The organism is Halogeometricum sp. CBA1124 (assembly GCF_009741955.1).
Classification (GTDB): Archaea; Halobacteriota; Halobacteria; order Halobacteriales; family Haloferacaceae; genus Halogeometricum; species Halogeometricum rufum.
On record NZ_WPCD01000078.1, the window covers coordinates 1 to 14,443 of the forward strand.

7 protein-coding genes and 8 pseudogenes are annotated in these 14,443 nt (G+C 66.9%); 9 read left to right on the forward strand and 6 right to left on the reverse strand.

What is annotated here, in order from left to right; translation table 11 throughout:
• A pseudogene (locus GJ632_RS11070) lies at positions 1-407 on the reverse strand (MaoC family dehydratase); the annotation flags it as partial.
• A gap of 140 nt (positions 408-547) precedes the next feature.
• Between GJ632_RS11070 and GJ632_RS11075 the strand changes: the two are divergent.
• The 4 pseudogenes from GJ632_RS11075 to GJ632_RS11085 form a co-directional block, all read left to right on the forward strand.
• Positions 548-1,455 (forward strand): annotated as a pseudogene (locus tag GJ632_RS11075) (M48 family metallopeptidase); the annotation flags it as partial.
• 115 nt (positions 1,456-1,570) lie between these two features.
• Positions 1,571-2,500, forward strand: a pseudogene (locus GJ632_RS23645) (response regulator); the annotation flags it as partial.
• A gap of 230 nt (positions 2,501-2,730) precedes the next feature.
• Positions 2,731-3,135: pseudogene (locus GJ632_RS23650) on the forward strand (ATP-binding protein); the annotation flags it as partial.
• A 32-nt stretch (positions 3,136-3,167) separates the two neighbouring features.
• Positions 3,168-3,541: pseudogene (locus tag GJ632_RS11085) on the forward strand (MaoC/PaaZ C-terminal domain-containing protein).
• Between the two features lie 55 nt (positions 3,542-3,596).
• Here GJ632_RS11085 and gatE read toward each other — a convergent pair.
• From gatE to GJ632_RS11100, 3 genes are all read right to left on the reverse strand, one after another.
• On the reverse strand, positions 3,597-5,465 hold the full coding sequence (gatE, locus tag GJ632_RS11090; protein ID WP_191452943.1) for a Glu-tRNA(Gln) amidotransferase subunit GatE: 1,869 nt from the start codon (positions 5,463-5,465) through the stop codon (positions 3,597-3,599).
• Positions 5,466-5,638: 173 nt separating this feature from the next.
• Positions 5,639-5,815: a hypothetical protein gene (locus tag GJ632_RS11095; RefSeq protein ID WP_197427970.1), complete on the reverse strand. Its 177-nt coding sequence runs from the start codon at positions 5,813-5,815 to the stop codon at positions 5,639-5,641.
• Positions 5,816-6,010: 195 nt separating this feature from the next.
• Positions 6,011-7,417: an aspartate ammonia-lyase gene (locus GJ632_RS11100; RefSeq protein ID WP_191452944.1), complete on the reverse strand. Its 1,407-nt coding sequence runs from the start codon at positions 7,415-7,417 to the stop codon at positions 6,011-6,013.
• Between the two features lie 334 nt (positions 7,418-7,751).
• Between GJ632_RS11100 and GJ632_RS11105 the strand changes: the two are divergent.
• The 4 genes and pseudogenes from GJ632_RS11105 to GJ632_RS11120 all read left to right on the forward strand — a co-directional run.
• Positions 7,752-9,134, forward strand: a pseudogene (locus GJ632_RS11105) (ABC transporter substrate-binding protein); the annotation flags it as partial.
• Positions 9,135-9,152: 18 nt separating this feature from the next.
• The gene (locus GJ632_RS11110; RefSeq protein WP_089807217.1) at positions 9,153-10,160 is read left to right on the forward strand and encodes a carbohydrate ABC transporter permease; all 1,008 of its coding nucleotides are present in this window, start codon (positions 9,153-9,155) and stop codon (positions 10,158-10,160) included.
• The gene (locus GJ632_RS11115) at positions 10,157-11,053 is read left to right on the forward strand and encodes a carbohydrate ABC transporter permease (protein WP_089807219.1); all 897 of its coding nucleotides are present in this window, start codon (positions 10,157-10,159) and stop codon (positions 11,051-11,053) included. Before GJ632_RS11110 ends, GJ632_RS11115 begins: the two co-directional genes overlap by 4 nt.
• A pseudogene (locus tag GJ632_RS11120) lies at positions 11,053-12,191 on the forward strand (ABC transporter ATP-binding protein). Before GJ632_RS11115 ends, GJ632_RS11120 begins: the two are co-directional and overlap by 1 nt.
• A gap of 63 nt (positions 12,192-12,254) precedes the next feature.
• Here GJ632_RS11120 and GJ632_RS11125 read toward each other — a convergent pair.
• Together GJ632_RS11125 and GJ632_RS23655 are read right to left on the reverse strand one after the other, a co-directional pair.
• Positions 12,255-12,517, reverse strand: a pseudogene (locus tag GJ632_RS11125) (BolA family protein).
• A gap of 393 nt (positions 12,518-12,910) precedes the next feature.
• Positions 12,911-13,204 (reverse strand): hypothetical protein, encoded by a 294-nt coding sequence (locus GJ632_RS23655; RefSeq protein WP_231751500.1) that lies wholly within the window; start codon positions 13,202-13,204, stop codon positions 12,911-12,913.
• Here GJ632_RS23655 and GJ632_RS11135 point away from each other — a divergent pair.
• On the forward strand, positions 13,100-14,398 hold the full coding sequence (locus GJ632_RS11135) for a methyl-accepting chemotaxis protein (protein ID WP_394351798.1): 1,299 nt from the start codon (positions 13,100-13,102) through the stop codon (positions 14,396-14,398). The two genes, GJ632_RS23655 and GJ632_RS11135, sit on opposite strands and share 105 nt — an antisense overlap.
• The last annotated feature ends 45 nt before the right edge of the window (positions 14,399-14,443 follow it).

The window sequence follows — 14,443 nt, forward strand, 5'->3', positions numbered from 1 at the left end:
CGCCGTCCTCGCCGCCGTCCGCGCCGTCGCGCACCACCTCGATTCGACTCTCGACGAGGCCGCGGTCCGGTCGTTCGGCCTCCTTCGACAGCACTTCGAGGCGGAGCGACAGCGTGTCGCCGGGACGGACCGGGCGTCGCCAGCGCAGTTCGTCGACGCCTTTCGCGCCGAGCGACGCCGTCTCCGAGAGGAACTCGTCGACGAGCATCCGCATCATCATCGCCGTGGTGTGCCAGCCGCTGGCGATGAGGCCACCGTACATCGACTCCTCGCGCGCCGGTCCGGGTCGGTGTGGAACACTGCGGGTCGTACTGCTCGGCGAACGTCAGAACCTCCTCCTCGGTCACGTCGTACCGGCCGAACGCCTCGACCGAACCCACGGTGAAGTCCTCGAAGAACCTCGTCATACGACGCGAGTCGGGTCGTCGGACAATGAGACTGTGGGTCCCGGAGACGCGTTCGGGACGCGGACGAATCGTTTTGCCGCTGGCCGGCGTAGGTCGGGCCGATGTCCGCGCCCCAGCGGTCGCTCGGAACTCGCCTCCTGATGGCGTTCGTGGGCGTCGTCGTCTTCGCCTTCTACGCCCTCCTCGCGTACGGGAGTTACGTCGCGCTCTCGCTCCTGTGGCGACTGCGGTTCGACCCGGTGACGACGCTTCTACTCGTCGTCGGTCTCACGCTCGCGTTCGGCTATCTGGGGCTCCGCGTCGGCACCGCGCAACTGTACTCCCAACTCGACGCGCGCGAACTCCCGCGAGCGCGAGTGCCCGGCGCGTACCGGATACTGGACCGACTCGTCGAACGGATGGACCTCGACGCGGCCCCGCGACTGATGGTCGTCTCGCTGCCGACGCCGAACGCCTTCGCCCTCGACACGACGGGACGCGACACCGTCGTCGTGGACGCGGCGCTGTTCCGACTCCTCGACCGCGATGAGTTCGAGAGCCTGCTGGCGCACGAACTCGCACACCTCGAACGCAGGGACAGCCTCGTCCAGACGCTGGCGTTCAGCGTGCTCCAGACCGTCGTGAGCCTCGTCTACTTCGCCGTCGCACCCGTCGTCTTCCTCGTCACGGGACTGGCGCTCTCGACGGCGTGGGTCCGCGGCGACCCCGCCTCGTGGCCCCGGACGGTTCCCGGCCGCATCCGCACGCGCCTCGACGCGCCGCGTCGTTCGTGATGGGACTCGTGATGCTTCTGTCGCGCGCACACTCGCGCAGGCGGGAGTACGCGGCCGACGCGCGGGCGGCCGAGGTGACGGGGCGACCGCTCGCTCTCGCGCGCGCCCTCGAGAAGATAGAGCGGGCGTCGACGACCGAGTTCGAGGTGTTCTCGCCGCTGTGGATTCACGGCGAAGTCCCCTCCGAGGAGGAACGCCGCGCCCGCGAACTGTTCTCGACGCACCCGCGGACCGAGGAACGCATCGAGCGACTCCGACGCGGGGCGGCGGAGACGGGGCGCGCCTCTCCTGACGGTCCGACCGGAACGCCCGTCCGGAGGGGCGTCGGAGACTGGGCAGATTCCATACAGTTATATCTGGTGGCAGAACGCACTACGATTCGAGTCCGAGATGAGCACGATACCGGGCGAGATTCGCGTCCTCCACGTGGACGACGACGACGCCTTCGCCGAGTTGGTCGCCACGTACCTCGAACGCGAGGACGACCGCATCGACGTGGTCACCACCACGGCCGTCGCCGACGCAGTCGCGGCACTCGACGACGACGTCGACTGCGTCCTCGCCGACTACGACATGCCCGACCGCACCGGTATCGAGTTTCTCGAAGTCGTCCAGGAGCGGTACCCCGACCTGCCGTTCGTCCTGTTCACCGGCAAGGGGTCCGAGGAGATAGCGAGCGAGGCCATCTCCGCGGGCGTCACCGACTACCTGCAGAAGGGAACCGGGACGGAGCAGTACACGCTCTTGGCGAACCGCATCGTCAACGCCGTCGAGAGCTACCGGTCGCGGCGCGTGCTCGAAGAGCGCAAGCGACGGCTGGAGACGCTCATCGACAACCTCCCCGGGTTCGTCTACCGGTGCGAGAACGACCCCGGGTGGCCGATGGAGTACGTCGAGGGCGACTGCGAGCAACTCACGGGGTACACCGCCGCCGAGTTGGAGTCCGACGACTCGCTGTGGGGCGAGGAGGTACTCCACCCCGACGACAGGGACCACGCGTGGGACGTGGTCCAGTCGGCGCTGGCGGACGACGGCCAGTTCGAGTTGACCTACCGAATCGTCACCCAGGCAGGCAACATCGAGTGGATGTGGGAACGCGGGCAGGCCATCTACGAGGGGGACGAACTCGTCGCGCTGGAGGGGTTCGTCACCAGCATCACCGACCAGAAGGAGCACCAGCGAGAACTCGAACGGAAGAACCGACGGCTGGACGAGTTCGCCACCATCGTCTCCCACGACCTTCGAAACCCGCTCGCCGTCGCGAGCGGCCACACCGAAATCGCCCGCGAGGAGTGCGACAGCGACCACCTCGACGCCGTCGCCGACGCCCACGACCGGATGCGACGGCTCATCGAGGGGCTGTTGGACCTCGCCCGCGACGGCGAGACGACCGTCGAACCGGTCGCACTCGCCTCCGCCGCAGAGTACTGCCGACAGAACGTCGCGGCGTCGGCGAACTCGTCGTCGAAACCGACCGCGTCGTTCGCGCCGACCGGAGCCGACTCCGCCAACTGTTCGAGAACCTGTTTCGGAACTCGGTCGAGCACGGCGCTCGACGTGCCTCCGGTCGCTCCGCTCCCGGAGACAGCGTGGAGCACGGCTCCACGGGCAACCGGACGTCGTCCGGTGACAGCGTGGAACACGGCTCCACGAGCAGTCGCCCAGAGGCCGACGACACCGCAGGCGACTTCGACCCCCCGACCATCACCGTCGGGGACGTCGACGGCGGGTTCTTCGTCGCCGACGACGGCCGGGGAATCGACGCCGGCGCGGGGGACGTGTTCACGCCGGGCTACTCGACGAACCGGGGCGGGACGGGTCTCGGGTTGGCCATCGTCCGGCGAGTCGCGGAAGACCACGGGTGGGAGGTCACCCTGACCGACGGCGCGGACGGCGGGGCGCGGTTCGAGTTCACCGGCGTGGAGTTCGCCGACGGCGACGGTGACGGTGACTAGCTTCTTGCCGCGTCGGCGAGATGGCCCGACCGATGCCTCCACAGGAAGGTGACACGCACGTCGTCGAGCGCTCGTTCTCGCCGGAGACGGTTCGGCAGTTCGCCGACCTGTCCGGCGACGACCAACCCCGGCACACCGAACCCGACGCGGACGGGCGGTTGCTCGTCCACGGTCTGCTGACGGCCACGCTGCCGACCGAAGTCGGCGGCGAACTCGGCGTCCTCGGCCGGACGTCGAGTTCGAGTTCCACCGGCCGGTGTACACCGGACAGACCGTCCGCTGTGCGTGCGTGGTCGAAGCCGTCGAGGAGACGGACGACCGGTACGACCTCACGGTCGGCGTGACGTGCACGCGCGACGGCGACGTGGTGATGACCGGGTCGGTGACGGGTATCGTCGAGGGGTAGTCGTGCGGTAGTCGAACGGAAAGCGGGAAGGAGAACGAGAACGGAACCGAGAGCCTCAGGCGCGCTTCTGTATCTCTTCGCGGAGCACGCTGCTGACGACTTCGCCGTCGGCCTTCCCGCGCAGTGCGCCCATCGCCTCGCCCATCAGCGCGGAGAACGCGCCCATGCCCTGTTCGTCGACTTGGTCGGCGTTGCGTTCGACAACGTCGGTCACGGCGTCGCGCACCTCCGCCTCGGAGACGCCGGAGAGGCCGGCCGCCTCGACGGCTTCCTCGGCCGACAGCGACGGGTCCTCGGCGACGGCGGTCAGCACGTCGTTGACGCCCTCCTTCGCCAATTCGCCGTCCTCGACGAGGTGCATCAGGTCGAGGAGGTGGTCCTCCGAGAGGTTCTCGACGGCCACGTCGTCGCGGCGCAGTTCGGTCAGCGTCGACTCGAGCAGTCCGGCGGCGAACGTGGCGTCGATGCCCTCGTCGGTCGCCCGTTCGAAGAGCGGCATCCGGCGGCCGTAGGCGACCTGTTCGGCGAGGCCGGCGTCGAGACCGAACGCCGACTGGTAGCGCTCGACCTTCTCGGTGAGGAGTTCGGGCGTCTCCACGTCCGAGGGGTCGAGTTCGACGGGCGGCACGTCCGTCTCGGGGTACATCCGCGCCGCGCCCGGGAGGGGACGGAGGTAGCGCGTGGTGCCGTCCTCGTTCGCGCCGCGCGTCTCCTCGGGCACGCCCGCGAGGGCCGCCTCGGCGCGTTCCGCCACGGCGTCGATGGCGAGTTCGGCCGTCTCGGCGTCGGTGGCGACGATTGCGACGGCGTCCTCCACGTGCGAGTCCGTCCAGTCGCGGAGGGCGGCGACTTCCTCGTCGGTGACGCCGTAGGCGGGCAGTTCGTCGGTGTGGAAGATGCCGCCCGCGCCGTGTCGCTTGGCGTGGTCGGAGAACTCCGTCCCGAGGCGGCGGTCGGGCTGAATCTCCCGCCCGACGAGGCCGTCGAAGCCGAACAGGGGGACGGCCTGCACGACGCCGCCCGCCGAGAGGGCACCGCCGACGACGCCGCTGTCGGTGTCCTCGAACACGTCGGTCACGTCCCGCGTCTCGCCGACGGCGGCGTCTCTGGCTTCGAGTTCGTCACGGATTTCGAGCAGTTCGACCTGTCGGCCCACCTCGTTGCGGACGATGTCGTCGATGGCGTCCAGCGCCTGCACGCCCTTTATCTCCACGCGCGCGCCGTCGGCGATGGAGACGTTCACGTCCTGTCGGATGGTGCCGAGGCCGCGCTTGACCTTCCCCGTCGAGCGCAGGAGCATCCCGATGGTCTCGGCGGCCTCGCGCGCCTGTTCGGGCGAGGAGATGTCCGGTCGGGTGCCGATTTCGACGAGGGGGATGCCGAGTCGGTCCAGCGAGAAGGTGACGCCGCCGTCGCGTTCCTCGACGCGTTGGGCGGACTCCTCCTCCAGCATCAGGTCCTCGACGCCGACGGGACCGTCGCTGGTCTGAATCTCGCCGTTCTGGGCGACCAGCGAGGAGCGCTGGAACCCCGAGGTGTTCGACCCGTCGATGACGAGTTTGCGCATCACGTGCGCCTGGTCGACGGCGTCCATGTCGAGCAGGGAGGCGATCTGCATCACCACGTCGCGCGCCTCCTCGTCGAGTCGGTGCGGCGGTTCGTCGTCCTCTTCGACCAGACAGGTCGTGTCGTAGGCGAGATACTCGAACTCGCGTTCGACGCGGCTCTCCTCTAGGGCCGCCTCGTCGAGTTCGCCGAGTTCGCTCTTCGTCGGGTGCAGAAAGCGGACGAACGTCCGTTCGGCGTCTTCGGGCTCGCGAATGTCGGTCGGACAGCCGCAGAACAGCTTCGTCGCGGTGTCGAGTTGCTGGTGAATCTCCAGCCCCGCGACGAGTCCGAGGTCCTCGTAGTCGTACGCGCTCATTGGTTGCCCATGCGAGTCGGGGGAGTAAAAAGGATTCACAACGGCGGCCGTCCTCCTCACTCGGCAATCACCCGCGAGAGCCGACGACCACCGGGACGACGACGGGGGGACGCGATGACCGGGTCGCGCGTGCCCGCCCGGGTCGCGGCGTCCACCGCCCGCGGGGCGAAAATCTATCCCGCTCGTTCAGAGGCGACGCAGTCCCTCACCGATGCCGGTCGCTCGTTGCACTCGGGGCACTCGTAGTGCCAGCCGTCGTTCGTCGCTTTGCCCTCGGGGAACGTCTCGCCACAGCTTCGACATTCCAACAGGTCTCGGCCCCGGTCACGCTGGTACTGCAGGCTCGCCATAGTCGGAGATTCTACGGATTCAGGCATGAAAATACCGATTTTCTACGGAGTTCGTGACTGTTCCCCACGGACGCGTCGCCGTCTCTCGATTGTCGCCTAGCGATTCACGAAACAAACTATCGAGACGGCGTCGGCGTCGTCGCCGTCGCCGTGGAGCGTCCAGTCGTCGCGGACGGTCCGGTCGCCGTCGTCGACTCAGTCGTCGCCGAGGATGCCGCGGTGCGTCATCTTCTCGGGGTCCAGCACCTCGTCGGCCTCCTCCTCGGTGAGGTAGCCCTTCTCGAGGACGACTTCGCGGACGGTCTTGCCCTCTTTCAGCGCCGCCTTCGCCACCTCGCTGGCCTTGTCGTAGCCGATGGTGGGGTTCAGCGCCGTCGCCAGCGCCATCGAGCGCTCGACCTGTTCCTCGCAGACGTCCTCGTTGGCCTCCAGCTTTCGGACGAACTTCGTCCCGAACGTCTCGGCGGCGTTCGACAGCATCCCGGCCGATTCGAGGAAGTTGTGCGCGAGGACGGGCTTGTAGAGGTTGAGGTCGATCTGACCCTCGGCGGCGCCGGCGGAGACGGCGGCGTCGTTGCCGACGACCTGCTTGTGGACCTGATTGACCGCCTCGGCGACGACGGGGTTTATCTTCCCCGGCATGATGGAACTGCCCGGCTGGTTCTCGGGTTGCTCTATCTCGCCGAGCCCGTTGCGGGGGCCGGAGGCGAGGAGGCGCAGGTCGTTCGCTATCTTGTTCAGCGACCCCGCGACGGTGCGAAGCGCGCCGTGGGCTTCGCTCATCGCGTCGTGGGCGGCCTGCGCCTCGAAGTGGTCGTCGGCCTCGCGGAACTCGACGCCCGTCTCCTCGGAGATATACGCCGCGGCCTTCTCGGGGAACTCGGGGTGAGTGTTCAGGCCCGTCCCGACGGCGGTGCCGCCGAGGGCGAGTTCCGAGAGGTGCTCGCGCGTGTTGTCGAGGCGGGCGAGACCCTTCTCGACCTGCGTTCGGTAGCCGCCGAACTCCTGCCCGAGAGTGACGGGCGTCGCGTCCTGCAGGTGGGTCCGACCCGTCTTGACGACGCCGGCGAACTCGTCCTCTTTCGCTTCGAGCGCTTCCCGGAGCGTGTCGAGTGCGGGCAGGAGGTCCTTCTCGACGGCTTCGAGCGCCGAGACGTGCATCGCGGTCGGAATCACGTCGTTCGAGGACTGGCCGTAGTTGACGTGGTCGTTCGGGTGGACCACTCGGTCGCCGATATCCTCGCCCAGCAGTTCCGCGGCGCGGTTGGCGATGACCTCGTTGGCGTTCATGTTCGAGGAGGTGCCCGACCCCGTCTGGAACACGTCCACCGGGAACTGGTCGTCGTGGTCGCCGGCGATGACCTCGTCCGCCGCCTCGACGATGGCGTCGGCCTTCTCCTCCTCGACGAGTCCGAGTTCGCGGTTCGCCTGCGCGGCCCCCTTCTTCACCACGCCCAGCGCCCGGATGAACCGGCGACTGAACGTGATACCCGAGATGGGGAAGTTCTCCACGGCGCGCTGGGTCTGTGCCCCCCAGTACGCGTCTGCGGGCACCTGCATCTCACCGAGACTGTCCCGTTCGGTACGGAAGTCCTCGCTCATATCTCGGGCGACGGCGGCGGTCCGCGTAAAACCCGTTGGTCCGCCTCTCCCACGGCCGCACCAACGTATCGTGAACTATCTCCCCACACGTTTGCGGCCGTTCGCGAATAGTCCCTTAATATACCGCAGAGAGTAGTAAAATGAACGTCTCTGTGCCCGGATTTTGAATGTAACACAGATTACTAATTACTGGTGTAGTGCGGTGCCGTCTTCTAATCGCATACCATAATGTATCTTTATTATAGTTATTCACTCGAACCCGTGTAAACTATCTACAAAGATTTAAGTAAATCGTGTAGGATATTACACCCGCAACTGTCAGCGGTCAATTACCATGAAAGACGAAACTAATCAAGACGGTGTCTCTCGGCGGACGTATCTCCGCCTCAGCGGTCTCGCAAGCGCAGGAATGGCAGGGCTCGCGGGCTGTTCCGGCGGCGGGGGCGAGACGACGACGGGCGAGCAGACGGAGACGGAGGCCTCCGGCGGCAGCACGGGGACCGAGGAGACCGAGGCCGAGACGGAGACGAGCGGTGGCAGCGGGAACGCGCTCGAACTCGTCCACTGGTGGACGGCCGGTGGGGAGAAGGACGCGCTCGACGCGCTCCTCGAAGGGTTCAGCGAGGAGTACCCCGACGTCTCGATAAACAACAACCCGGCGCCGGGCGGCGCGGGGTCGGCGCTCGACACGGTCATCAAGAACCGCGTGCTCAACCAGAACCCCCCGAGCACGTTCCAAATCTGGCCGGGCAAGGCGCTCACGCAGTACGTCGAGGGCGACGTCCTCAACGACATCGGCGACTCCGTCTGGAGTCAGGAGATGCGCGACGCCTACCGACAGGGCGTCCAGAACCTCGCCCAGCCGGCCGGGAACTACGTCGCGGTGCCGCTCAACATCCACCGTCTCAACAACCTGTTCTACAACGCGGCGGTTCTCGAGGATGCGGGCGTCGACCCCGCGAGCATCTCGGATCCCGGTGCGCTCACCGACGCGCTCGAAACCGTCGCGAGCGAGACGGACGCGGTGCCGATGGCCCATCAGGTGCAGTCGCCGTGGTCGTCGGTTCAACTGTGGGAGACCATCTTCCTCGGCTACAACGGCGCCGACACGTACAACGCGGCCATCGTCGAGGGGAACATCGGCGACCACGAGGACGCGGTCAAGGAGTCCCTGCAGACGCTGAAGGACTACCACGAGTACTTCAACGGGGACGCGGGCTCGGTCACGTGGGACCAGGCGAACAGCAAGGTGGTCAACGGCAACGCGGCGTTCATCCACCAGGGCGACTGGGCGGCCGGCCAGTACAAGTCGGCATCCGACTTCGAGTACGACTCTGACTGGGGGATGACCGCGTTCCCGGGCACCGAGGGGATGTACTCCGTCGTCACGGACTCGTTCGTCTTCCCGAAGAACAACCCGTCGCCCGAGGCGACGCGGAAGTTCCTCAGCTACTGCGGCACCGTCGACGCCCAAGAGCGGTTCAACCCCGTCAAGGGGTCCATCCCGCCGCGGACCGACGTGCCGACGGACGCCTTCGGCCCGTTCCTCTCCTCGCAGATAGAGGAGTTCAAGAACTCCGACGCCCAGCCGCCGACCATCGCGCACGGGACGGCGGTCACGCCGGACGTCCACGGCAACATCGACGAAGCGTTCGCCAGCTTCAACGAGCAGTGGAACGTCGACGGGGCGTACAACGCCCTCGTGAACGCCTTCCCCACTGACGGGGTCTCACGCATGCTTCACTCCATCTTTCGACGACTCGTGAGCCTCGGGTGGGGCGACGAGGGCGACGACGAACTGCGCACGGACGGCGGCACCGCGACGGCGACGGCGTCCGCCTCGACTGGGCAGTCCAACCGGTCGTGGCGCGACAGCGAGTTCGTCCGGTCGCTCCCGTTCTGGCTCCCGCCGGCGCTGCTCATGGGACTGTTCGTCTACGGAGCCATCGGCTGGAACGCCGTCATCTCGCTGACCGAGTGGTCCGGGTTCGGCAGTCCGGACTACGGCGACCTGGACTTCTCGATGTACGCGCAGATGCTCGGCGACCCGACGTTCGTCGCCGCCGCGCGCAACACCGTCGTGTTGCTCGTGGTGTTCACGGTTGCGTCGCTCGTCGTCGGCCTCCTGTTGGCCATCCTCGTGGACCGCGGTATCCGGTTCGAGAACACGTTCCGAACCGTCTACCTCCTGCCGATGAGCCTCTCGTTCGTCGTGACGGCCATCTTCTGGGCGTGGATGTACAACCCCGAAATCGGCCTCATCAACGTCGTCCTCCGCGGGACGGGCCTCGGCTTCCTCGCGAACGACTGGATAAGCGACCCGCAGACCAAACTCGGCGCGGTCATCTTCGCGCTGATGTGGCAGTTCAGCGGCTACTGCATGGTCGTGTACCTCGCCGGCCTGCGCGCCATCCCCTCGGACCAGTTCGAGGCGGCGCGCATCGACGGCGCGTCCACGGTGCGGATGTACTGGCGCGTCGTCATCCCGCAACTGCGCGCCTCCACCATGAGCGCCGCCGTCGTGCTGATGGTGTTCGCGCTGAAGGCGTTCGACTTCCTGTTCGTCATGTTCGGCGACACGCCCGGCCCCTCGACGGACATCCTCGCGACGATGATGTTCCGCGAGGCGTTCAGCTCCTCGAACTGGGCGTACGGCGCCGCCATCGCCACGGTGCTGTTCCTCTTGGCGCTGGTGGTCATCGGTCCGTACCTCTACGTGCAGTACCAGCGGGGTGACCTATGAGCCTCGCCGACGACGTGCGTTCGAGCGCGCTCGGTCGGTACGCGCTGTACGCCGTCCTCCTCGCGATGGCGGCGTTCTACCTCGCACCGCTGGAGAGCGGCCTGATGACGTCCATCAAGACGCAGGACGCGTTCTTCCGGACGACGCCGTTCGTCCCGCCGTTCGGCGACGGCTTCACGCTCGACGCGTGGGCCGAGGCGTGGGCGCAGATGCAGGGGCCGCTATCGGACTTCTCCGGTGCGCTGTACAACAGCGCGTTCGTCGCCATCCCGGCGACGGTGCTGTCGGGGCTCATCGGATCCGTCGCGGCGTACGGACTCACGAACCTCGACTGGCGCGGGCAGGCGGGCGTGCTGATGCTGTTCGTCGCGGGGATGTTCGTCCCCTACCAGTCCGTGCTCGTCCCGCTGACGCGCTTTTGGACCATCGTCGGCCTGCAGAACTACCTCGCTGGCGTGCCGTTCCTCGCCCAGCGCGTCGGACTCATCGAACTAATCGTCACGCACACCGCGTACGGGATTCCCATCTGCACCATCCTGTTCCGGTCGTACTACGCGAGTTTCGACGACTCGATGCTGGAGGCGGCGCGCATCGACGGCGCGACGTTCTCGCGCATCTACCGCCGCATCGTCTTCCCCCTCTCGAAGCCGATGTTCGCGGTGGTGCTCATCTACCAGTTCACGCAGGTGTGGAACGACTTCCTGTTCGCCCTCGTGCTGGTGTCGTCGCCGACGAGCGAAGTCGCGACGATAGCGCTCAACAAACTCCAGGGGTCGATGGTGCAGCAGTACAACGTTCAGATGGCCGCCGCGTTCGTCGCGGCACTCCCGACGCTCCTCGTGTACGTGCTGTTCGGCGAACAGTTCGCCGAGGGCGTGGCAGGTGAAACATAATGGCAGAACTCACACTCGACAACGTCACGAAGGTATTCGACGACGACGGCTCGGAGATAGTCGCGGTAGACGACGTCTCGATAGACATCGCGGACGGGGAGTTCCTCGTCCTGGTCGGCCCGTCCGGGTGCGGCAAGTCGACGACGCTCCGGATGATAGCGGGCCTCGAAACCGTCTCCAGCGGGGACATCACGCTCGGCGGCGACGTTGTGACGGGACAACCGCCGCGCGAACGGGACATCGCGATGGTGTTCCAGTCGTACGCGCTGTACCCGCACATGACCGTCAAGCAGAACATGTCGTTCGGGCTGGAGGAGTCCACCGACATGGCCGACAGCGAGATATCCTCGCTCGTCGAGGACACCGCCGAGATGCTCGGTATCGCCGACTTGCTCGGCCGGAAGCCCGGCGAACTCTCCGGCGGACAACAGCAACGCGTCGCCCTCGGCCGCGCCATCGTGCGCGACCCGAAGGTGTTCCTGATGGACGAACCGCTCTCCAATCTGGACGCCAAACTCCGCTCGCAGATGCGCACGGAACTCCAGCGCCTGCAGGAGGAGTTGGGCGTCACCACCGTCTACGTCACGCACGACCAGACGGAGGCGATGACGATGGGCGACCGCATCGCCATCCTGAACGACGGCGTCCTCCAGCAGGTGGCGACGCCGCTCGAGGCGTACCACCAGCCCGAGAACCTGTTCGTCGCGGGGTTCATCGGCGAACCCTCGATGAACTTCTTCGAGATGGAGGTGCAGGGCGACCGGTTGACCGGCGACCGGTTCGATTACTCGCTGTCGCAGGAGACGCGCGAGGCTGTCGGCGACGCCACACACGTCACGCTCGGCATCCGCCCCGAAGACGTCGAAATCGTCGGCGAGAGCGCCGGCGACCACGACTTCGGCGCGGTGGTGGACGTGGTCGAACCGATGGGCAACGAGAACAACGTCTACCTGTCGTTCGAGACGGACGGCGACGCGACGTGGTAGCGACCATAGACGGGATGCGTAGCCTCGACGCCGGGCAACCGGTCGTCGCGCGCTTCCCCGAGTCGGCGATTCACCTGTTCGACACGCGGACCGGCGCGGCGCTGAAGAACCGGTCGCTCGACGAACTCGAGGAGACCGAACCGCAGTTGTAGCGGGGCGGCCGGCCCGCAGTCGTAGCGGGGCGGCCGAACGTCCGGTTTCGCTCCGCGACCGAACTACTCGCCGGCGGCCTCGTACGCCTCCGGCGTGTAGGTCTTCAGTTCCATCGCGTGGATGTCCGTCGTCATCGACTCGCCGAGCGCGTCGTACACCATCTGGTGCTGCTGGACGAGGCTCTTCCCCTCGAGGCGGGGGAGACGACGACGGCGGCGAAGTGCGCGTCCTCGTGGTCCTCGTCGGGCACGCGCGGTAGCGTCACCGACGCCTCCGCGCCCTCGATTCCGTCCTCGATGAGGCGTTCGACTTCAGAAGTCTCCATACCCGTCGGTGGGTCGGCGTCGGATAAAAGGCTCCGGGACGACGGCGTCCGGGGGGGACCGCCTCGGCGGCGCGACCCGTCGAGGACCGACCCCGAGCGTCACCGACGCCCCGTGAGGTGCCCCAGCCGGACGACGGCGACTCTTGTCTGGTATTCACATTACTCCAATTTTCCGACGGGATGCTCTATATTCTATATCGTTTCGCGTTCAGAAAACCACAGTTGATAATTAGCTGCGCAGATATATGAGTACCATCTCCTTACCTGTAGTCATACTCAATGTACGACCTCCAAACGTCGGTAATCGACCGAACGACCGAGAGTCTCACGCGGACACTCGGCGCACTGTTCCTCGGCGTGACGCTGTTCGTCGGGGGGGTTCAGCGTCTACACCTATCTCAGCCTCGCGGCGGAGATTGAGCGACACGCCTCCGAGGAGGCCGCGCGAAGCATCGAGACGGCGCTACTGATAGACCTCGGCGTCCTCTCGGGGGGCGTCCTGGTCGGACTCGTCGGCATCGCCTCTTCTTCGGCCGTCACGTCGTCAGACCGCTGGAGTCGCTCGAACGCCGCGTCGGGCGCATCCGGGCGGGTGACCTCGACGAACGCGCCGACCTCGGCCGCGACGACGAACTCGGCACCGTCGCCGACTGCATCGACGGCGTCCGCCGGGACCTCAGAGACCAACGCGACGACGCGGAGGCCCACCTCGCGTCGATGCGAGCAGGGGCCGACGGCGACCTGACGGTGCGGATGGACACCGACTGCAGCAGTCGGGACATGCGCCGCATCGCCGAGTCGTTCAACGGGATGATGGGCGAGTTGGAGACGACGGTGCTGGCCGTCAGCGGCTTCACCACCGAGGTGGCTGCCCAGAGCGAGGAGGTGGCGTCGAGTGCGACGGAGGTGAACCACGCCAGTCAGGAAGTCGCCGAGTCCGTCGAACAGATCTCGGCCGGCGCGCGCGACCAGTCCGACAGCGTCGGCACACTCTCCGACGAGGTGGAGACGCTGTCGGCCGCCATCGAACAGGTCGCCGCCGAGTCCGACGAGGTTTCCGACCAGGCCGACGAGGCGTCGAACAGGAGCGAACGCGGACAGCGGTACGCCGAAGACGCACTCGACGGTATCGAGGACATCGAGCGACAGACCAGAGAGACAGTGGAGTCGGTGGAGACGCTGGACGAGAAACTGGTCGAAGTGGGCGAGATAACCGACCGCATCTCAGCCATCGCAGAACAGACGAACATCCTCGCGCTGAACGCGAACATCGAGGCCGCCCGCGCGGGCGAGGCCGGCGAGGGGTTCGCCGTCGTCTCCAACGAGGTCAAGTCCCTCGCGGAGGAGACCCAGCAGTTCGCCGGCAACATCTCGGAACTCGTCGAGGACGTCCGCGAGCAACGCGAGGAGGTGACCGACGGTATCGAACGGATGCGCTCGTCGGTCGACGACGGCTCCGACGCCGTTTCGAGCGCGCTCAGAACGCTAGACGACATCGACAAGGCGGTCTCGGAGACGAACGACAGCGTCGCCGAGATATCGACCGTCACCTCCGAACAGGCGTCGGCGGCCCAGGCGGTCCAGTCGATGACCGACGAGGTTGCCAGCGTCGTCGAGGAGACGACCAGCGAGGCCGAGAACGTCTCCGCCGCCGCCGAGGAGCAGGCCGCGTCGCTCGGCGAGGTGACCGACAGCGCGACCCGCCTCGCCCAGCAGGTGGACGCACTGCAGGAACACCTCTCGGAGTTCGACGTGGACCGCTCGGACGGCACCACCGAGGCGATGGACGACGTCCTCGACGACGACTCAGTCGCCGACGGTGCCACAGACGCCGGGGACGGGGAACGCGTCACCGCGGTCGCGCCGGACGCCACGAGGTAGCAGTGCACACGCCGCCGGGCGGTTTCGAGAATCAATTCTGATACT